The sequence below is a fragment of the Micromonospora sp. NPDC000121 genome, assembly GCF_042899165.1.
Taxonomy (GTDB): Bacteria; Actinomycetota; Actinomycetes; order Mycobacteriales; family Micromonosporaceae; genus Micromonospora.
On record NZ_JBIAZP010000002.1, the window covers coordinates 612,860 to 630,652 of the forward strand.

Sequence of the window (17,793 nt, forward strand, 5' to 3'; positions counted from 1 at the left end):
GGCGCACTTGTCTCTAGGGGTTGTCGGTTCGTCCCTCGGCCTGGAGGGCGGCTGCCTTCCGTGCCTTTCGGGTGAGGTCGTAGACGACCTGCGCCGACGTGTCGATGTCGACCGCGACCTGTGCCGGCTTCCGGCCGGCGTCCAGCTCGCGCTGGAGCCGTTGTCCGCGGCGCAGCCCCCAGAACTGCATCTGGTCGCGGTGGTAGGCGATCTTCTCTTGGATCAGGCGATCGGCCTCCTTTACGGGGAGGGCGTCGTAGTCGGGTTCCGTCATGAGATCAAAGACTACTGGCGAAACCCTACCCTTGACAACCCGTAGGGCCACCCTTTAAGTTCGAGGCACAAGGGAATACGGCGTCGCGAAGTGCTCGCAACACTGACGCCCCGATCGGGAGGTAGCCCGAGATGAGGAACGCTGTCCTCGACGTGCCCGGCGACGTCACCGAACCGCCGGCCACGCCCACCCCGCACACCGTGTGGTGCCAGCCGAGCCACTGCCGGGCGTTTCCCGGCGCCGACGCCACCCACCGCCACCTGATCGGCCAGGCCGCCGGCGTGGAGGTGTGGGTGGAGCGCTCCGACACGACCCGCGCCGACGGCACCCACGACTACGGGACGCCCGCCGTGTACGTGTGGTCGGAGGGTCACCTGCCGCTCGGCCGCCCCGAGCTGGACAACCTGAACGCGCTGCTGTCCGCGGCCGAGGTGTTCGCCGACGAGTTCACGGGCGTGCGGTGATGGGCGCCCCCACCTTGCACCAGGTGCTCACGGATGTGGCTGCCGGGCTGGTGACCTTGGATGTGAACGGGTTCATCGGCATCCCCGACACGGTGGACGTCGCCGACGGCCAGGCGTACCGGCTGGTGGTGGTCACCGCCGTCACCCGCTCGCAGGTGATGGTGCCGCCCGGGCAGCGGGTGCTGGTGTTGTCCACGATCGGGGAGCACCTGCGCCGGAAGGGCAACCCGAACGCGTACCGGTCGCCGCGGGCGTTCGACATGCGTGACGGCAAGCTGGGTACGGCGGCGGTGGCCCGGTGAACACGAACCGGCGGCCCGACCGCATCCTGCCGAACACGCCGTCCCGGTCGGCGCACCAGCTGATCGCGTCGGCCGCCGACAACGCCGGCGCCGCCCCCGTCAACGGCCCGTACCGGCCGCGCACGACCACTGCCCGACACGCCGCCGTCTGATGGCCGCGGAGGTGCGCAGCCTGGACGCGCAGCGGACCCGCACCGACAGGGGCCGCGACGAGCAGGTGCTGATCGAAGCGGACCGCATTCGTGACGGTCTCACGTCCCGCGGCCAGAAGCAGTCCAACCAGAAGCGCTGAACCGGCGCTGCGGCCGGCGCCCGTGGAGGGGCGGGCGCCGGCCGGCACCACCCTCAGCCCCTTCGCCCAACCACACCACACCTTGATCTGAGGAGATCACCATGTTCGCGTCTGCCACCAGCGTCACCTTCGGCTCCACCAGCCGTGAGATCCGCCGCCCGATCACCGTCGACACCGGCGACGGGCAGCGCACCATCCGGGTGCGGCCGGGCCGCTCGAACGCCCGCCGGGAGGCCATCAACACGTCGCTGGGTTTCCGCCGCTGACGTCTGCACGTGAGCCTGCCGGGCCGGACCTCGCACTCCCGGCCCGAGCAGGGTCACCACAGCCGACCAGCCAACCCGCAATCCACGGAGGAACCGTGACCACCACAATCCCTACCTGGCATCACCCGCACTTCGTGTCCGCCACCGACGACTACTTCGGCACCCGCTACCAGTTCAAGCCGTTCACTGGCGACGAGCCGGAGCCAGCGCTGGACCTGCCGGAGGACGTGGCGGCGGCTTTCCGCGTCGCCTACGGCCGGGCGCTCGCCGAACACGCTGCCGACCCCGTCGAGAGAAACCGGGCTGCCGCCTCCGCGATCTCGGCGGCGTGGTCGGCCGCCGAGCGGGAGGCGCGGGCGGCGAACACCTCGTGGCGGGTGGCCCGCTTTACCCGCGACGTGACCGCGAAGCTGCGGAACATCGCGCCCGCCGTGCACGCCTACCAGGCGGCACGCAAGACAGCCGTCGACACGTACGACAGCCTGCACGGCACCCCCGACGGGTTCTGGCAGGCGAAGCTGCTCACCCTTGCTGAGCTGCGGGAGAAGACGCTCGCCGCAGCGAGGCAGCTTGACCGGGAGGCTTCCGGCATCGCCGTCATGACGGAGGGACTGCCGGAGCGGGTGCTGGAGGGAATCCCCGCCATCGGGCAGCTCGCGAAGGAGTGCGGCGCCGAGTTGGGCGGCTGGACGCCGGACAGCTCCGACGCCTACGAGTGGAGCCGCGGGCCGACGGTGCAGGAGCTGGAGCGGCTGTTCACCGAGCAGGACGCGCGGATCGCCGCGGTCACCCGGATGTTCGGCGGTTCGCGGTGAGCGACGACCTCGCGGACGCCCTGGCCGCCGACGACGCCGCGGAGGACGCCGGCATGCACCCGGACGACCGGCTCACCTGCCACACCCACCAGTGCTGGTTGGAGGACTGCGCGGACCACCCGATGCACACCCGCCCGGCCACCTACGCGCTGGCGCCGAGCCTGTTCGGTCGCTGACCTGCGATGTGAGCCTGCCGGGCCGGACCCAGCAGTCCCGGCCCGCGCAGGGTTGCCGCAGGCCACCAACCCAACCAACCCAACCGACCCGCTGGAGGAACCATGAACACGATCACCGTCACGACGACCGTCGACATCAACGGCGAGAGCAAGACGTACACCGCCGCCGCCAGCACGGAGGCGAACCCGTACCGGATCGCGAACGGGCTGCTCAGCAGCCTCATCACCGACATCGGGCAGGCGACGGCGGACGCCCGCATCGCCTGGGACAACAAGCGTGATGACGCGTCCCGTGCGCCCGCCACAGGCGGACGCTGATGGACCCCGCGACAGACAGGTACGCCCACAACGAGGCGGTGATGCGCCGGTTGCAGGCCGACGCCGACGCCGCGCTGGTCCGCATACACCGCCACGAGCAGCGGGAGTGGCGTCGGACGCTGCCGTGGTGGCAGCGCTGGCGGAGGCTTCCGCGATGACCGGGCCGGCACCGCACCCCAGCACCTACGTTCTGCCGCCGGTGGCGGTGGAAACCGTGAACGCCGGTGATCTGCTGCTGCTCGGCGGCGTGTGGCTGACCGTGCAGGGCGCCACCCCGGACGGGCCGCGGGTAACGGTGCGGGTGCCCGACCGGGACCTGCGGTACTGGCGGGGCGAGCTGGTGACGGTGTTCCGGCCGGTGCCGCAACAGATGGCCAACCCGGCGTTCCTCGCCACCTTGGGGCCGGCGGTGTTCACGTCGAGTCTGGTCGACCGGTTTTTTGACTGGATCGGCTGGCGCAGGCCCCGCACATGACGGTGGGGTGCGGTTCCCGAAGGCACCGCACCCCACCTCTGGTCCAACCACAGACCACATCCGGCGAGGGGCACCACCCCCAAGCCGAACCAACCGAGCCACCCGAAGGAGGCCGACCATGGGAAAGCGTACAACCACAGACAGCAGCCAGGACAAGCCCCCGTACGACATGCCGAACATGGACGCGGTGCGCAACGAGACCCGTCGCCTCAACGACCCGCAGGCCACCTACGACCTCGCGGTGAAGGCACGTGACGCGCAGCTGGCGGGCGCGTTCCGCCGGAGGCCCCGGTGACGGCAGGCCAGCAGATCGCGGGGGTGGCCACGTACGGCTACCCCCGCCACACCCGACGCCGTGCGGTGCAGCTCGCCCCACGGCCGACCGTGTGCGTGTGCGGCACTGACACCGAGCTCGGTCCGTGCCCGCAAAACTGTCCCACCCGCGACGTCGACAGCCGGGCTGCCGGCCGGTAGGAGACTGGTTGCTGTGCCGCTGATCCGCCAACCCGAGCGCTGCTGGATTCTGCTCGTCCACTCCGCTTGCGCCGACGAGGACCGGGAACATCACCGGCCGACCGTGGACGTGTTCCTGCCGATCGTGGCGGAGTTGTGGGCACGCTGGCCGGAGCGGGACACGCCGCTGCCGTGGCTGAACGACGAGCCGTGCCTGATCGTGCAGTGCCGGGTGTGTGGCCTGGCGGTGGGGGATGGGGAGCATTTCGCCGATGCGGAGCACGCGTGGGAGGCAGCCGAGTGCGACGGCTGGCAGGAGGACGTGTGTCCGTTCTGCCAGCCGAACGCCGTATCACTCTAGGGTATTTTGCCCTACCCTAAGGTCATGGAGAAACCGATGGACACATCTGAGCTGGCGCAGCTCATCGCTGGGTTGCCTGCGATGCCGCCTGTGGTTCGCGCTCGCGCTGCTCGCGGGCTGGTGGACGACGCGAAGCGCATCCTTTCTGCAACTGCTGACGCGGCAGTGGAGGAGGCGACGCGGACGGCGACGTACGCCCAGGTGGCGAAGGATCTGGGCGTGTCGGAGGCGTCGGTGAACAAGGCGGTGTCCCGTCGGCGGAAGTTGGCGCGAAGAGGCTCCGCAGGATCACCGTAGGGTATTGCTTCCGACATGACCCTACGGTAATGTCTCCGGTGCGGACAACCACGCCAACCAGCAAGGAGCCAAGATGTCGGACACCGACAACAGCCCCCGCCCGTCGTTCCTCGACCGGCAGCGCGACGCCGCCCTCGCCCAGATCACCGAGCAGCAGCAGGAGTTCCGGCGGGTCGCCGAGCTCGTCATCCCGTCCGACCGGCGCCGCCGCAGCGACGAGCGGGTCACCGACGTCATCCGGCTCGGTAACGACCACCTCGTAGAGGTCACCAAGCGGGGCAGCGACGAGCAGGGCGACACCGTCAGATGGACGTTCGTGATCGGCGACAAGGCCGCCGGCTGGTACCACCACACGCAGGAGGACGCGATCCTGCACCTGATCGCCTCCCGCTACGACGACAACCCGAACAGCAACGGGGCCGCCGCGCTCTACGCCGGCCGCGTCCTCGGCATCCCCGCCGAGTGACCGCGACGCCCCACGCCTTCTCACCGCCCTCCACGCCGGCCCGCTGAAAGCAGACAGGGAGAACCCGCCGTGATTCCCACCATCGAGCGGCACTTCGACGCCATCCATCTCATCCACACCACGAAGACCAAGCGCCTGAACCGGACACGACTTCTCGCCGCGATCGACCTACTCAACCAGCGGGACGGAAAGGCTGCCGCAACCCTCCACGAGAGGTTTCCGCTCATGTCACCGGCAGACGTGTACGACCACCTGGCAGCCGCGCAGCAGTGCATCGACTACGACCTCAAGCCCTGACCCGACAGCCTCCGCATCCTGCCGTGAGGGGCGCCGCATCGAATGCGGCCGGAGGTGCCACAGCCCCACCAGCCCCGCATTGAGGAGAATCCATGGATCTGCCGCAGCCAACCACCAAAGCGCTTCACGCGCACCGCGAACTGACCTACGCGCTGTCGCAGTGGGCGCCGACCGTGCACCGGCTCGTGCGGGAGCGCATCGCCGCGCTGATGGAGGCGTACGGCCGGTACGAGCACCCGCTGGAGACGGCGGAGGAATACGCCATGCGTGTCCTCGCCAAGGGGCAGATCCCGTTCCCACAGGGCGTCTGCCTGTACGACGACGACAGCGGCAACAGCAACATCGCCTACGAGCACGTTGACGTCGGGCACGGCCTGACCGAGGACGGCGGCACCCGGATCACGTACACCGGCTGGTACCCGCACTGGGCACCTGACGGGCAGGCGTACGAGCGGCGCTTGGCGACGATCCACTGCCCCGGCTGGCTGGTCACCGACCCGAGCGGGGTCGACCGGTTCCGGCAGCAAACCACCGACATGTGTGAGGTCGTGCGGCAGGAACGCGCCGCCAACGCCGCCCGCATCTCCGCCCTAGTCGACGCACTGCTTGCCGATGCGAAGGAGAAGTGACCATGCCACCCACTCCGCTGTGGCGCGTCACCTATGCGCTTCCCGCCCACAACCGGGTCATCGGCACCGTCCGCGCCGCCACCGGCGTAGCCGCCATCGAGGAAATCGAGCGGCAGGAGGCAGCGTTGGGTCGCGGCCCGCTGATCGCCGGGGCCACAGACGTTGAGCAGGTTTACGAGACCGAGGAGGTGTGAGATGCCGAGACCTCACCGCACCGCCTTGATGCCGGTCGGCACCGTCATCGAGTGCGACGGCGACCGCTACCGCAAGACCCACGAGTCCCGGCGGGAGCCGTTTCCGTGGACCACGGAGACCGGCTGCGAGTTCGGCGACGAGCGCATGGCTCACCTGCTGGACGAGGGAGCCCAGATCGTGGAGGAACCCGACCATGGCTGACATCGACCTGACCGGCAAGTGGGCGTGCCGTTTCTGCCGGCACGACCAGTACACCCACAACCTGATCCAGGGATGCGTCTCATGCGACTGCCTCGCCACTCCCGGTGAGGCCGCACCACGCACCGACGCAGAGCTAGACGCCCCGATCCTGCCTTCCGGACAGGTCAGCCCGGGATACACGGCGAGGCGTCGGCTGAGCGAGACGGTCGCCGTAGCCCTGGACGAGCTCAACACCACCGAAAGGGAAACGGGCATGACTGTGCAGCGCTACGAGGAACTGACCATGCCGGAGCGGGCCGCACTGAACGTGTGGACGACCGGCTCAGCCGACACCACCGGAATGCTGTGCGCCGTGCGCGCCGCCCTCACCGCCCACGACACCACCGAAGACACGCGGCTCGCGCTCGCCGAGCAGGCCCTGCGGGACCTGCTGGGCATGGTCGACCAGTTCGACACCCCGCGCGACCCAGGCCGGGTGCAGGCGTTCGTCGGGGACGTGCGCCAGGTGGCGCTGCGCGGGCTGGGGCAGCGCCGTGGCTGACCAGACCGAGCTTACGCTGCCGCTCACGCCCGCGAAGCTCGGCCGCGCGGTCGGCGCCATCGTGGAGTCCGCGTTCCCGCACCCGCGGCAGGAGAACTGCATCCCGGTGGGGGAAATGGAGCGGGCGTTGACCGCCCTGTGCGGGGAGGCGGTGCAACTCGCGTACGACGACGCCGCCGGCATCCACCGCGACGCCCGGCAGCGTCTCGCCCGGCACCTGTACCTCAGCGAGCACACCGACGAGTGGGCGCCCCGGCAGTGGGACCTGCCCAGCCACGTCAACCAGGAGCCGTACCTGCGGCGCGCGGACGCGCTGCTGGCCGTCATCAACGGACAGGGGAAGTGACGTGGACTCGATCGAGGCACGGCACCTGACCCGCGAGGCGGAACACGCCGAAAGGTGGGCGGCGCAGCTCCGCTCCCAGCAGCAGCACCTACTCGACCGGGCGGCGAACGTCGGCGCCCAGGCCACGGCGGCGGAGGAGCAGGCGGCAGCATGCCGCGCGAAGGCCGCCCGGGTTCTCGACGGCAACACCGGACAGGAGAACTGACATGTGCGGATGCGCCGACCACATCGTGTGCGGCTACCACACCCAAGTCATTGCTGACCTGCTCGAACGACTCGCCGAGGCGGAGGCAGACGGCGACGAACTGGCTGCGGCCGGGCTTCGGTCCGAACTCAACTTCTACGGTGCCAAGACCAAGATCGTGCGCGCCAACCTGGACCGGGAGGCCAGCCGTGGCTGACCGGGTCGACCCGGCCGCGTTCCGGGCCGCCTACAACGCCCTCATGCCGCACCTGCCGCACGCCCAGGTCCGCGGTGACATCGCCGAGCGGGTTGTCCGCGCCGTCGTGGACCTACGTACCCGCGACGGGCTGGACCGCATGGACACCCTCGCCAGCCTCAACCACGCCCGGCAGCCCGTCGTCGCCCAGCTCAAGGCGGCCTTCCCGGAGGCGTACACGCGGGTCACGGGTCGTGCTGTTGATGACGCCGTTCAAGCCGCTGCCCGCGCACTGCTGACCGGCGACGAAGGCAGCCCTCACCACTTCGACTCCAAGGAGCTGTGACCCATGAACCCGACCGACCGGATACTCCACGAGCGCTACCTGCACGCCATGGTCGCGCTCGACACTGTCGACGCCATCGCCGAACGGGTACGCAACCTGTCGTCCCACGGCCGCCGCATCACCGTCACCGACCGGTTCACCTACGTCGACCGTCCACCGAAGGTGACTGCCGGCCTCACTGTTGACCGGCTCGACCCGTGGGCCAATGACCGCGGCAAGGGCTTGCGGGTGCTGCTCAAGCCCGGCCTGATGACCGGCTTCGGCTTCGCCGCGTACACCGGCGAGAACGACACCGAGAAGGGCGAGTGGAAGAAGTTCCACGCTGGCAAGTCGGTAAGCGACCGGTGGGACGAGCGGCGCCGTGATGTGACCGAGGTGGAGATGATCGGCGGGCTGCCCGGTGACGGCCCGGCCCGCGACGACCAGCTCGTCATCCGCGCCTGGAACCGCGACGGAGTGTGCACCGAGAACGTCATCGCGTTCGACTACGGGCCCGATCGGCAGCAGATCCGCGAGGACGTCGCCAAGCACCTGTGGGTCGCTGATGGGGCGGACCCGGAGTTGTGGGACAAGCTCGCCGACATGGCGTGGGGCATCGGCGGGGCCAAGGTGGACGGATCCGAACAGCGGGAGAAGTTCCTCGCCGCCGCCGACCAGGTGCTCGCCATCGCGTGGCGGGACTGACCCGTGGACGACCAGCTCGACCCGCGCGACGTGGCTGTGCTGCGCATGCTCGCTGGCGCCAACTTTTTCGGCGGCCAGGTCACCCTGCCATCCGGCCGGGTTCTCGACCGCGAGGAGATGCAGGCACTCACGTCTGCGTATGCGCCCGCCGTGGGCGAGGTGGACGACGTTGCGCGGCAGGTCAACGACACAGCCCGGCAGATCGCCGACGCCGCCAGTATGGCCGGTCGCATGCCCCGCGAGGGCGAGTCCCTGGAAGCGCACTACCTCGCCAACGGGGGTGACCCGGGCAACAATCAGACGCGGGCGATCCTGCGAGAAGCCGACCGTGGGCGGGAGCGACGCGAGGCGTCGGGGCGGGCGGCTAGCGACGAATCCACGCCGGGAGAGGCACGACGGCGCTGGTGGCGTCGCCGCTGACCGACTACGACGCCAGCAAGGACGAAGCCATCCACCTGCCAGGTGGGTGGCTTCTCTGCGCCTGCCGGTTGGGCTACGCCTGTTCCGGGATGCCATCCGGGTGGTCTGCTGAGCGGATCTTCCGCGCCTCCGTGAGCACAGCGGCGACATCCTCGGGGTGGGCAATGCGTTCCCCCGACGGGTCCATGACGTAGCGGATCGGCAGACGTCTCTTGCCGAAGCGGGCGCCGTTGGTTAGCCACCGGTCGACGCTGGATCGGCCGGCGGGCTTCCCGTTCGGGTTGGCAAACAACACCATCAGCTCACCGACCTTCAACCATTCGCCCGCGGTCAGCCGCCGCTCGATGTCGGCCTGCTCTTGCGGGTCCACCCGGTCGTCTGCGCCCACGCGTTGCCTCCTCGCCCTCGTTGGCCGTGATCGTAGCGGCGCAACCGGGGCGATCGGCACTGGCAGGCGGATCGCCGAGGTATCTGACACCGGCTCAGCATAGCCAAACCCGACGATCCCTACTAGCCCGATCGGCCCGACCAGTGCTACTGTCCATGGCGTGCCCAAATGGGGGGTGCCACCCAATCGCAGGAGGTGTCAGCCGGTGACCATGAACCCAGTCGCACTCATCCCCGACCCGGGAGAGCCGGTGCAGTGGCATGTGCCCGCCGCAGTCGGCGACGGCTGGATTTCCCTGACCCCGCCGGCCGAAATCCCCAACATCGACAACACCGACCACACCGCCGTCGACCCGAAGACCTCGGAGGCAGGACGTCGAGCCGCCACGGTGGACGACCTTCGGAGCAAGCTCGCGGTCGACCGCGAGTTCACCGCCGTCAAGCGCCGCCACGAGCAGATCCGGCACGTCCAGACCGTCCAGCATCGTGTCGCCATTGCCAACGCCACCGAATGGTCCACTGCTGTTGAGCGTGCCCGCCGTGAGCGCGCCCGCGATGCCGCCGAAGCCACCGAGTTGGCGCAGCTGCACCGATGGGCCGCCCGCTCCGGTGAGCGCGCCCGGATCCGCGCCGACATTCAGCGGTCGGCGGAGATGCGTGCCCTGCGGGTCGCGCAGGTCCGCAAGTACACGATGCTTGTCGGCTTCCCCGTCATGGTTGGCTTCGCGGCCATCAGCACCCCCGGCGTGCAGGCTGGCATGGCGCATCTGCTGAACCTGACTACCGGCTCGGTGGGCTGGTGGACCGCGTGGGCCGTCGAGCCGCTTCTGATCGCCGTCGCCACCTCGATCATCGTCGTCAAGTCGGTCCTCAAGATGTCCGGCGGCCTCACCGACTGGCGGGCCGACGCCGCGAAGTGGGGGGCGCTGCTGTTCTCCATCGCCCTGAACATGCTCGGCGGCTGGACCGGCAACAGCGACAAGCTGACCGCTCTCGGTGAGGGACTGAGCCATTCGGTCGGCGCGATCGGCGCCGCCGTCACCGCCTGGCTGATCGGTGTGATCGTGGACTACGCGAGCAAGGCGACGCCGTGGCAGGACGCCCCCCGCCTGACGGACCTCGGTCTGCTTCCGACCGCAGCGGGTGACGTGCTGACGCCTCAGCCGATGACGCCCGTTGGCACCGACCCGGACCGTCACGTCATCGGCATCGCCCCCGCCGTCACCGGCATGCCCGCCACCGTCGCCCCGGTACCCGTCACCCCGGCTGACGCCCCGACCGTCACCCGTACCGCGCCGTTCGCCGTCACCCCGGCCGTCACCACTGACGCCGTCACCGACGAGCCGGCCCCCACCGTCACCGACACCACCGGTCGGGCCGTCACCGACACCACCAGCGACGACGCTGACGGTGACACCCCGACCGTCACCCCGACCCGGACCGTCACCGCTAAGAAGCCCAGCACCGACCTCGTGGCGGTGCGACCCCTGCCCGACGACCTCATCGACCCCCGCCTGCGGGACTGGACCGTCGAGCAGCGCTGCGACTACGCCGCCGACAAGGCACGCCAGATCGTCGCCGGAGGCGGCACAAAGAAGGAGGGCATGCGCGTGTTCCTGCTGCTGTGCATGGCCCTCGGCGTGGACCCGGCTGGCACCTGGATGGCAAAGGCTGTCGGCAGCGCCCAGTCCCTGGCCCGCACCAACAAGCCCCGCTGGCTCGCCGAACTCGCGGTCGCCGACGCCGAGCAGATCCTGCTCGCCGAACACAACCGCATCGTCGCCGAGGTGACGTCGAGGGGTGACGTTCGTGGCTGACGCCGTCGCCCCCGCCCAGCGGAACCGTCACCCGAGCGTCACCCCGCCACCTGTCACTGACGCCGTCACCCCTGACGGCGTCACCGTCACCGGAGGTACCGACCTGCACCACGACCTGACGCATCTGCCGGGTGACGTCCGCCGGGCCGTCACTGACGACACCGCCGCGATCCTGCGCGAGGTGTGGCAGACGTTCCCGAAGAACATGCCGATCCTGTCCGACCCCGAGGAGGAGACCGATGAGCGTTGACCACCTGCCTGCCCGCACCACCACCGCGGCGGCCACCGACCTTCCCGAGATCCACATCTACTTCGATGAGGCCACCAACCCGGTCGTCCTCAACGAGGCGGATGTCCACCGCGACCGCACGCAGGACGCCTACGACGCGTCCGTCATTGGGGCCGGCGTCATCGGCACCGCCGCCGCGTTCGCCCACGCGTACAGCCACTCCACGCTGCTCAACAACACCCTCATCGGCGTCACCGTCGCCCTGGTGCTCGCCGCGATGCTGCTCCGCTGGGCCGTCACCAGAGAGGGCCGCAAGTGGGTGTACGCCGACACCGACGAACCCTACGACGGTGACCCCGCCGCAACCCCCTGACCAGCACAAACGCAAAGGATTCGAGACTGCGATGTCATCGAAAATCTACGAACTTCGGGTGTTCAAAGACGGGCGGGAGGTGCGCGGGATGGAGCCGTTCCTGACCAGCGTCGACCTCGCCGACGGCGACGCCACCGCCGACACGCTGAACCGGCACCTGCTCGGGTCGGCGCTACGGGCGGGCGCCCACCGCTCCGAGGCACACCGGTTCCACCTGGAGTTCCGCGACATCGACACCGACGGCAAGGGCCGCGGGCCGGTGCTGTTCCGGTGGGCGATGCCCGCCACGGGGGGTTTCTGATGGCTGGCCGGTCCACGAAACCCGAGGTCAACCGGCGTGATTGGCATTCCACTCGCGTCGCGGAGGCGGAAACACCGAAGCAGAAGCTGTGGGCGTACTGCCACTGGCTGGTGGCGGAGGCGTTCCACGCCGGACCCACCCAACTGGAGGCCGCGACCGTCATGGTCCGCGACCGGATTACGGAACTGACCGAGGCCAGGAAGGAGGCAGCCCGATGACCACGACTGTCACCGAGCGTGAAATTCGATCCCCCATCAACGGGCGGGTTCCCAAGTTGGACAGCCCGCCCGCGCCCGCGCGCGCGGGCGCGAGAGTACCGGTCACGCTGAGTTTCAGCAAGGCGTGGTCGGCGGTGCGGGCCGGCTGCTGCTCGTGGTGGGCGTGGACCGCCCGCCCCGCCTCCCTGTCCGGCCTGTGGGCGGCCTCCGCAGTCGACACGAAGCGGATCCCCGCGAACGCCGGGCCGCTGCGTGCCGCCTGGCAGGTGTCCAACTGGACGGACCGGCTGCTGATGTTCGCGGTCATCGCCGTCGCCCCCACGTTCCTGACTGGGCCGCTGCGGTGGCTCGCCGCCCGCCCCACCCGTCGGTGGGCCTTCTACCTCGTCCTCGCGGCGTTCGCCGCCACCTTCACCCTCGGAAAGGGGTGACTGCCATGTTCAACGTCGGTATCGGCTTCGGCCTCGTCATCATCGCCATCACCGCCCAGTACCTGATCTCCAAGCGGCTCAAGAACCAGAAGGTGTCGAAGGTCTTCTCCTGGATCGCCTGGGGTGGGGCGCTGCTCGGCGGGGTGGGCATGTCCAGCGAGTTCGGCAACGCCGTCGGACTCAGCTCCGGCGGAGCGGCCATCGCTTCCCTCGCCGCGATCCTGTTCATCATCGTGGACATCGCCGACCGGCGTCCCGACTGGCCGGCGTTCATCCTCATCTGCCTCGCCCCGACGCTGATGCGGGTCACCGGCGGGAACCTCGGCGTCATGTACGACGCGCTGCTCACCCCGTTCGACGGCGTCATCACCGGGCTGCGCGCCTTCCTGGGGATGTGACCGGTGGACCCCATCTCCATCGCCGTGACGATCCTCGCCATCTACGGCATGTTGCAGCGGTCCCCGCAGTGGGCGGGGGAGCTGGCCGAGGAGTGGCGGGCCGCCAAGCGTGGGGAGGAGTCCCCGGCCGCCGCCGCCCGACGGCAGCGCCTCATCGACGCCGGTGTCGACCCGGCGACGGGAGGGCCGCTGCGCCAATACGTGGGCAACCGGTGGCGGGACTTCTGGCTGGACGAGGACATCAAAGCCACCCGCCGCCGCGCCGCCCGCCTCGACAAGGAAGCCGCCGGCGAGGCGCTGTCGTGGCAGGAACGCCTCGCCTCACGCATGGACGACGAGGTGACCCGCCGCGCCGAGCAGTGGCGCACCCGCCCGCCCGCCGACGTCGTCCCACCTGTCACCACCACCGGCGGGACCACCCCCGACACCGGCGGAAGCGGAGACACAGGCACCACGCCGCCGTCCGAGCCGCACACTGCCGGCCCGGACAGCGGCGAACGGTGGACGTCCAGCACTGTCCACGACGACGACTTCTACGTTGCCGGCGGCGCCCGCGGCACGCACGACGGCATGCACAGCGGATGGACGCGCGACGCACCCACCGCACCGAGCAACGCCACGCCCCGCGACCCAATCCGGGTAGACGCCACCGTCGGCGACCTGATCCGCCCCACCCGCAACCAGCCGACCGCCGCACCCGCGGCGATCACCGCAGGAGGAACCATGTCCAACGCCATCGCCCAGCAGGCCGTCACCGGCGTCGTGTCCGGCGCCGCCGAGGCCCGCGCCATCCAGGCCGCAATGAACCAGGCCACCGAGGAGTACATCGCCAAGCTGAACCGGCTGCGCAGCCGGATCTACTCCCTCGGCGAGCAGACTCTCGGCACCGTGCAGATGTCCGGCCGGTCGCAGGTCGTGGCGAACACCGCCGCCGCCGCGGAGGCCGCCGCCGCGGCGACCGCGAACGCCAAGGCGTGCACCGCCGAGGTGGAACCGTTGCTCGGCAACGTCGCCCGCGCCTTCGACCGCATCAACAGCTGAGAAGCGAACCCGACATGAGTGGGTTCTCATTCGGTGCGGTGTTTGGCGACGGCGGTGTCCGCCGTGGCGACAAAACGCTGCGATGCCCGTGCGGCAATGAAACCGATTGGCTGCGCATGGTCAGCGACTCGGAGAAGACCGAGGCAATGTGCGGCGAGTGCGGCCAAACCGTCACGGTTCGCGACTAACAGATCGAAGAAGAAGGAGGACGCCGTGGCAGTGACGACGCACCGGCCGGCGCCGCTGCCCACCAGCGGCCCCGCAGCCAAGCCCGCCCCCACGCCGGTGCCGGTGGGGGCGGCGAAGATGCAGACCTGGTACATCGACCCGACCGACGACCGGCGCAAGCGCATGCCGTACCCGGTGCCGGTCGACGCCGACGACCACCTGACCGCGCACGTGCGGCACCAGTGCTCGAAGATGCGCAACCTCAACGGCGGCGGCAAAGAACGCTGCACCGAGTTCGCGTGGATGCTGCCTGGGGAGGAGCAGTTCTGCCAGCGGCACGGCGAGAAGCTGACGCCGCCGCCGTCGAAGCGCACCCGCCTTGCCGCTGTGGTGGGGGAGGCGAAGCGGCTGCACAGCGACTCGGCCGCCCCGTGGGCGCTGCCTGCCCTGGCCGCCGCCGCCGACACCGCCGCGCACCTCGCCCTGGTGTCGCCGACCGGGACGCTGCTGGCCGCGCCCGCCGCCGCCGGCGTCACCTACCTGCTGCGCAAGCGCACCCTCACCAAGCGTGCGGTGGCACGTAACCGCATCGAGATGGGCCAGCGCACCGGCAAGCGGGTGCGCGCCATCGCCCGCCAGGCGCGACGCGACGCGGCCGTCGCCGCCGAGACCGGACTGTGGGCCACCGCTCTCACCGCCACCGACCTCGCCACCTGGCCGGGCCGGATCGTCGCCGCTGCCGGCATGGTCCGCTGGGCCGTCGGCATGCGCGGCTGGTGGGTCGCCGCCGAAGAACGCCGCGCCCAGCCGCCCGCGCCCGCACCTGTGCAGGTCACCCCAGCCGACGACGTCAAGCCGGTCGACAACCCCGACCCGGTGCGGCTGCGTGCCGTCACCACGTGGACGATGCTCATAGGCTGCGCCGGCGGGCCGCTCGCCGGCACCGAACTGGTCGACTACCAGCAGATGCCCGCCTGCGAGGTGGGCGCGCACTCCCGCACCCGGCTGCCGAACTGGACGGCGAAGGTCGTCGCGAAGATCCCCGGCTCCATCAACATGCGCGAGTCCCGCCCCAACCTGCTCGGCCGGATCGCCGCCGCCTACGGCTGCACCTACGCCGACGTGTCGTTCAACGCCGACGAGTCCGACCTGTCCATCGGCTGGCTGCGGGTACAGCCGGACAACCTGCTCGCCGAAACGAAAATCTGGCCGGGACCGAAGGCCGCGAACGACTGGCGGCGCGGCCGGTCCCGCATCGGCCGGTTCGATGACGGCCGCGACATCTGGTACCAGTGGTGGACGAAGCAGGGTGCCGCCCACGACCTGATCTCCGGGTGCACCGGCTCCGGCAAGTCCGAGCTCGTCGCGCAGCTGCTGCTCGCGTCCCTGCACTCCGACGGTCTCGTGCTCGACTGGGTGGGTGACCCGCAGGGCGGGCAGTCGTACGGGCAGTTGAAAAACGCCGTCGACTGGTTCGCCCGCGACACCTCCGAGATCAAGCTGATGCTGCTGGCGGCGTTGAAGGAAATGCTGCGCCGCAACGACGAACTGTCAGCGAACAACATCAAGACGTGGCAGCCCACCCGGGCGATGCCGCTGCTGGTCATCACCCTGGACGAAGTCCAGTCGTACATCGATGACCCGATCATCCTGGAACTGGTGGAGAAGCTGGTCGGGATGGGCCGCAAATGCGGCATCAAGATGCGGCTGATTACCCAGATTCCCGCCGCCTACAACCTGGGCGGCTCCACCTACATCAAGGAGCAGTTGAAGGCTGGTCAGACGCTGATCTTCCGGGCGATGACTGACATCGCCGGCCGGTCCGCTGTCGACGGCGACTGCCCGGTCGACCCGACCGAGCTGCCGTCGGTCTGGGGTGCGAACACGTGCGCGGCTGGTGAGACCACCGCCGGGCTGATGTTCGTGCAGGGCGTCAACGGCCGTGACGTGTATGGCCGCGCCGACTTCACCGGCGAGGACATGGGGGTGTGGCTGGTCGACGGGGAAGGCCAGTCGACGCTGACGCCGGGGGTGTTCGGGCCGGAGGCGCAGCAGGAGTCGGGGCCGCTGTGGGGCGACCGGAAGGAACGGGCCGCGCTGCTGCTCGCCGCGGGTCGCTCCGACGCGGACCTGCTGTCCGGCGGCAAGGCCCTCGAACTGCTGGAGGCCGCCGCGGTTACGCAGGTCACCCCGCAGGCGCTACGCGAGCCGGCGCCGCCGTCGCCCGAGGCGCAGCGCAACGCGCGCGTGTCCCGGGAGGTGGTGCTGGAGGCCGCGACCAAGGCCGCGAACGACCGCGGCCTGGTCACGAAGGACCAACTCATCGCGCAGCTCGCCGGGATGGCGGAGCAGATGAAAGACGGCACCCGCGACAAGGCCCTCACCGATCTTGTGGCGGACGGGAAGCTGCGCCGGGTCAAGAACGGCCTGTACGAGGTGCCTGGGTTGGCGGCCACCCTGTTCGACGCGGGAGCGGCCCGGTGAGCGCGCCCACCCGCCCGCGGGTGCCGCGCCCCCGCCGGCCCGCGGGGGAGCGGCGGTGGAGTGTCGTGTACGGCATCCCCACCCTGCCCGTCGACCGGGACGGCCGCATTATCCCGGGCGCCCCGCCGGTGGTCGGCTACATCGGCCAGTCCGTGCAAACAGTCAAGCAGCGCGAGGACCAGCACCGCGCCGACCAGCCGTTCGGGGACACGATCTGCGGCGGCTCGTGGGTGATCGAGGAGGGCCTGTGGACGCAGGCCGAGTTGGACGCGCGGGAGCGGCACTACATCCGTCACGGGGCGGTGCTGGTGCCCGGCCAGCCCGCTCAGCGGCCCGTATACAACTACGAGCACAACCTCGACAACCCGCACCGGATCGAGGTGTGGCGGGCCAGGCAGCACCGGCAGGTTCGCGAGCCGGGCTGGCAGCCCGCCAGCGGGCGCGTGGACGTTCAGGCGACCGGCGGCGTGGGCTGGGCGGGCCGCGGCTGGTGGCTGGCCCGTCAGCCGGCCGCGTGGTGGCTGCTGCTGGCCGTGGTGGCGGTCGCCTGGGTGGGGTCGCTGCCGCAGGCGACGTGGTGGGACGGCGCCGTGTACGTGGCCTGCGCCGCCTGCACGATCGCAGGGCTGCGGATGCCCGGCACGCGGCGCCGCAGGCGGGGGAGACGACGGTGACCGTGTGGCGGTGGGAAGCCACCGACCCGCACGGCACAGTGCAGATCGCCGACACCCTGTCGGACCCGTTCGCGACCACCGCCGAGCAGGCCGCCGAGACCGGGATGGCCCGGCTCATGATCCGCGCCGCCCCCTCCTACCGCCGGCTGCGCGGATGGCGGGTACGTGCGTGGGCGGACGGGCTGGGGGAGGCGTCGGTGTGCGCCGACGACTGGCTGCGCGCCGACCAGGAAAGCCGAGGGCTGGCGAACAGCCGCCCGTGACATCACATCGA

General features: G+C 70.3%; 38 protein-coding genes. 36 read left to right on the top strand and 2 right to left on the bottom strand.

Annotated elements, in window-relative coordinates:
- Positions 1–13: 13 nt before the first annotated feature.
- Positions 14–274: a hypothetical protein gene (locus ACFY23_RS09030; protein WP_350676388.1), complete on the bottom strand. Its 261-nt coding sequence runs from the start codon at positions 272–274 to the stop codon at positions 14–16.
- A gap of 131 nt (positions 275–405) precedes the next feature.
- Here ACFY23_RS09030 and ACFY23_RS09035 point away from each other — a divergent pair, with 131 nt between their 5' ends.
- The 25 genes from ACFY23_RS09035 (at position 406) to ACFY23_RS09155 (ending at position 8,998) form a co-directional block, all read left to right on the top strand.
- Positions 406–738, top strand: coding sequence for a hypothetical protein (locus tag ACFY23_RS09035; protein WP_350676386.1), 333 nt, complete (start codon positions 406–408; stop codon positions 736–738).
- Between the two features lie 23 nt (positions 739–761).
- Positions 762–1,040, top strand: a complete 279-nt coding sequence (locus tag ACFY23_RS09040; protein ID WP_350676383.1) for a hypothetical protein — start codon at positions 762–764, stop codon at positions 1,038–1,040.
- Positions 1,037–1,192 (top strand): hypothetical protein, encoded by a 156-nt coding sequence (locus ACFY23_RS09045; protein ID WP_350676380.1) that lies wholly within the window; start codon positions 1,037–1,039, stop codon positions 1,190–1,192. Before ACFY23_RS09040 ends, ACFY23_RS09045 begins: the two co-directional genes overlap by 4 nt.
- Positions 1,192–1,332, top strand: coding sequence for a hypothetical protein (locus tag ACFY23_RS09050; RefSeq protein ID WP_350676378.1), 141 nt, complete (start codon positions 1,192–1,194; stop codon positions 1,330–1,332). Before ACFY23_RS09045 ends, ACFY23_RS09050 begins: the two co-directional genes overlap by 1 nt.
- A 101-nt stretch (positions 1,333–1,433) precedes the next feature.
- Entirely contained in the window at positions 1,434–1,598 is a 165-nt protein-coding gene (locus ACFY23_RS09055) for a hypothetical protein (protein WP_350676375.1), read from the top strand.
- A gap of 95 nt (positions 1,599–1,693) precedes the next feature.
- The gene (locus tag ACFY23_RS09060; protein WP_350676373.1) at positions 1,694–2,413 is read left to right on the top strand and encodes a hypothetical protein; all 720 of its coding nucleotides are present in this window, start codon (positions 1,694–1,696) and stop codon (positions 2,411–2,413) included.
- The gene (locus ACFY23_RS09065; RefSeq protein ID WP_350676371.1) at positions 2,410–2,589 is read left to right on the top strand and encodes a hypothetical protein; all 180 of its coding nucleotides are present in this window, start codon (positions 2,410–2,412) and stop codon (positions 2,587–2,589) included. The genes ACFY23_RS09060 and ACFY23_RS09065 overlap by 4 nt, the downstream gene beginning before the upstream one ends.
- Before the next feature lie 102 nt (positions 2,590–2,691).
- On the top strand, positions 2,692–2,907 hold the full coding sequence (locus tag ACFY23_RS09070) for a hypothetical protein (RefSeq protein WP_350676369.1): 216 nt from the start codon (positions 2,692–2,694) through the stop codon (positions 2,905–2,907).
- Positions 2,907–3,065, top strand: coding sequence for a hypothetical protein (locus ACFY23_RS09075; protein ID WP_350676366.1), 159 nt, complete (start codon positions 2,907–2,909; stop codon positions 3,063–3,065). Before ACFY23_RS09070 ends, ACFY23_RS09075 begins: the two co-directional genes overlap by 1 nt.
- Entirely contained in the window at positions 3,062–3,382 is a 321-nt protein-coding gene (locus ACFY23_RS09080) for a hypothetical protein (protein ID WP_350676364.1), read from the top strand. Before ACFY23_RS09075 ends, ACFY23_RS09080 begins: the two co-directional genes overlap by 4 nt.
- A 118-nt stretch (positions 3,383–3,500) precedes the next feature.
- The gene (locus tag ACFY23_RS09085; RefSeq protein ID WP_350676361.1) at positions 3,501–3,677 is read left to right on the top strand and encodes a hypothetical protein; all 177 of its coding nucleotides are present in this window, start codon (positions 3,501–3,503) and stop codon (positions 3,675–3,677) included.
- A 192-nt stretch (positions 3,678–3,869) separates the two neighbouring features.
- A complete protein-coding gene (locus tag ACFY23_RS09090) occupies positions 3,870–4,196 on the top strand; it encodes a hypothetical protein (RefSeq protein WP_350676358.1) in 327 nt (108 codons plus the stop codon).
- Positions 4,197–4,220: 24 nt separating this feature from the next.
- On the top strand, positions 4,221–4,493 hold the full coding sequence (locus ACFY23_RS09095) for a hypothetical protein (protein WP_350676356.1): 273 nt from the start codon (positions 4,221–4,223) through the stop codon (positions 4,491–4,493).
- A 73-nt stretch (positions 4,494–4,566) separates the two neighbouring features.
- Positions 4,567–4,959: a hypothetical protein gene (locus ACFY23_RS09100; RefSeq protein WP_350676353.1), complete on the top strand. Its 393-nt coding sequence runs from the start codon at positions 4,567–4,569 to the stop codon at positions 4,957–4,959.
- Between the two features lie 69 nt (positions 4,960–5,028).
- Positions 5,029–5,256: a hypothetical protein gene (locus ACFY23_RS09105; protein WP_350676351.1), complete on the top strand. Its 228-nt coding sequence runs from the start codon at positions 5,029–5,031 to the stop codon at positions 5,254–5,256.
- 92 nt (positions 5,257–5,348) lie between these two features.
- Positions 5,349–5,885, top strand: a complete 537-nt coding sequence (locus tag ACFY23_RS09110) for a hypothetical protein (protein WP_350676349.1) — start codon at positions 5,349–5,351, stop codon at positions 5,883–5,885.
- A complete protein-coding gene (locus tag ACFY23_RS09115; RefSeq protein WP_350819030.1) occupies positions 5,882–6,079 on the top strand; it encodes a hypothetical protein in 198 nt (65 codons plus the stop codon). Before ACFY23_RS09110 ends, ACFY23_RS09115 begins: the two co-directional genes overlap by 4 nt.
- A 1-nt stretch (position 6,080) precedes the next feature.
- A complete protein-coding gene (locus ACFY23_RS09120; RefSeq protein WP_350676344.1) occupies positions 6,081–6,281 on the top strand; it encodes a hypothetical protein in 201 nt (66 codons plus the stop codon).
- Complete coding sequence (locus ACFY23_RS09125) at positions 6,274–6,822, top strand: hypothetical protein (RefSeq protein ID WP_350676341.1); 549 nt, start codon at positions 6,274–6,276, stop codon at positions 6,820–6,822. The genes ACFY23_RS09120 and ACFY23_RS09125 overlap by 8 nt, the downstream gene beginning before the upstream one ends.
- Positions 6,815–7,168, top strand: a complete 354-nt coding sequence (locus tag ACFY23_RS09130) for a hypothetical protein (RefSeq protein WP_350676339.1) — start codon at positions 6,815–6,817, stop codon at positions 7,166–7,168. The genes ACFY23_RS09125 and ACFY23_RS09130 overlap by 8 nt, the downstream gene beginning before the upstream one ends.
- A gap of 1 nt (position 7,169) precedes the next feature.
- On the top strand, positions 7,170–7,373 hold the full coding sequence (locus tag ACFY23_RS09135) for a hypothetical protein (RefSeq protein ID WP_350676336.1): 204 nt from the start codon (positions 7,170–7,172) through the stop codon (positions 7,371–7,373).
- A 1-nt stretch (position 7,374) separates the two neighbouring features.
- The gene (locus ACFY23_RS09140; RefSeq protein ID WP_350676334.1) at positions 7,375–7,569 is read left to right on the top strand and encodes a hypothetical protein; all 195 of its coding nucleotides are present in this window, start codon (positions 7,375–7,377) and stop codon (positions 7,567–7,569) included.
- Positions 7,562–7,894: a hypothetical protein gene (locus tag ACFY23_RS09145; RefSeq protein WP_350676332.1), complete on the top strand. Its 333-nt coding sequence runs from the start codon at positions 7,562–7,564 to the stop codon at positions 7,892–7,894. The genes ACFY23_RS09140 and ACFY23_RS09145 overlap by 8 nt, the downstream gene beginning before the upstream one ends.
- Before the next feature lie 3 nt (positions 7,895–7,897).
- Positions 7,898–8,578, top strand: coding sequence for a hypothetical protein (locus ACFY23_RS09150; protein WP_350676329.1), 681 nt, complete (start codon positions 7,898–7,900; stop codon positions 8,576–8,578).
- 3 nt (positions 8,579–8,581) lie between these two features.
- Positions 8,582–8,998, top strand: coding sequence for a hypothetical protein (locus ACFY23_RS09155; RefSeq protein WP_350676327.1), 417 nt, complete (start codon positions 8,582–8,584; stop codon positions 8,996–8,998).
- A 73-nt stretch (positions 8,999–9,071) separates the two neighbouring features.
- Here the strand turns inward: ACFY23_RS09155 and ACFY23_RS09160 are convergent, their stop codons facing one another.
- Positions 9,072–9,386, bottom strand: a complete 315-nt coding sequence (locus ACFY23_RS09160; protein ID WP_350676325.1) for a hypothetical protein — start codon at positions 9,384–9,386, stop codon at positions 9,072–9,074.
- Positions 9,387–9,597: 211 nt separating this feature from the next.
- On the opposite strand from ACFY23_RS09160, the gene ACFY23_RS09165 reads away from it, so the two are divergent.
- The 11 genes from ACFY23_RS09165 to ACFY23_RS09215 all read left to right on the top strand — a co-directional run bounded on the left by ACFY23_RS09165 (position 9,598) and on the right by ACFY23_RS09215 (position 17,782).
- Positions 9,598–11,202 carry a hypothetical protein gene (locus ACFY23_RS09165; protein ID WP_350676517.1) on the top strand — a complete coding sequence of 535 codons (1,605 nt, stop codon included), beginning with the start codon at positions 9,598–9,600 and terminating at the stop codon, positions 11,200–11,202.
- Positions 11,195–11,452, top strand: a complete 258-nt coding sequence (locus ACFY23_RS09170) for a hypothetical protein (RefSeq protein WP_350676322.1) — start codon at positions 11,195–11,197, stop codon at positions 11,450–11,452. The genes ACFY23_RS09165 and ACFY23_RS09170 overlap by 8 nt, the downstream gene beginning before the upstream one ends.
- Positions 11,442–11,804 (top strand): hypothetical protein, encoded by a 363-nt coding sequence (locus tag ACFY23_RS09175; protein ID WP_350676320.1) that lies wholly within the window; start codon positions 11,442–11,444, stop codon positions 11,802–11,804. The genes ACFY23_RS09170 and ACFY23_RS09175 overlap by 11 nt, the downstream gene beginning before the upstream one ends.
- A gap of 31 nt (positions 11,805–11,835) precedes the next feature.
- The gene (locus tag ACFY23_RS09180; RefSeq protein WP_350676318.1) at positions 11,836–12,105 is read left to right on the top strand and encodes a hypothetical protein; all 270 of its coding nucleotides are present in this window, start codon (positions 11,836–11,838) and stop codon (positions 12,103–12,105) included.
- A complete protein-coding gene (locus ACFY23_RS09185; protein ID WP_350676315.1) occupies positions 12,105–12,323 on the top strand; it encodes a hypothetical protein in 219 nt (72 codons plus the stop codon). Before ACFY23_RS09180 ends, ACFY23_RS09185 begins: the two co-directional genes overlap by 1 nt.
- A complete protein-coding gene (locus tag ACFY23_RS09190) occupies positions 12,320–12,754 on the top strand; it encodes a hypothetical protein (protein WP_350676313.1) in 435 nt (144 codons plus the stop codon). The genes ACFY23_RS09185 and ACFY23_RS09190 overlap by 4 nt, the downstream gene beginning before the upstream one ends.
- Before the next feature lie 5 nt (positions 12,755–12,759).
- Positions 12,760–13,152, top strand: coding sequence for a hypothetical protein (locus ACFY23_RS09195; protein WP_350676311.1), 393 nt, complete (start codon positions 12,760–12,762; stop codon positions 13,150–13,152).
- Positions 13,153–13,155: 3 nt separating this feature from the next.
- Entirely contained in the window at positions 13,156–14,193 is a 1,038-nt protein-coding gene (locus tag ACFY23_RS09200) for a hypothetical protein (protein WP_350676309.1), read from the top strand.
- A 213-nt stretch (positions 14,194–14,406) separates the two neighbouring features.
- Positions 14,407–16,845: a hypothetical protein gene (locus tag ACFY23_RS09205; protein ID WP_350676307.1), complete on the top strand. Its 2,439-nt coding sequence runs from the start codon at positions 14,407–14,409 to the stop codon at positions 16,843–16,845.
- Positions 16,842–17,519: a hypothetical protein gene (locus tag ACFY23_RS09210; RefSeq protein WP_350676305.1), complete on the top strand. Its 678-nt coding sequence runs from the start codon at positions 16,842–16,844 to the stop codon at positions 17,517–17,519. The genes ACFY23_RS09205 and ACFY23_RS09210 overlap by 4 nt, the downstream gene beginning before the upstream one ends.
- A complete protein-coding gene (locus tag ACFY23_RS09215) occupies positions 17,516–17,782 on the top strand; it encodes a hypothetical protein (protein ID WP_350676302.1) in 267 nt (88 codons plus the stop codon). The genes ACFY23_RS09210 and ACFY23_RS09215 overlap by 4 nt, the downstream gene beginning before the upstream one ends.
- The last annotated feature ends 11 nt before the right edge of the window (positions 17,783–17,793 follow it).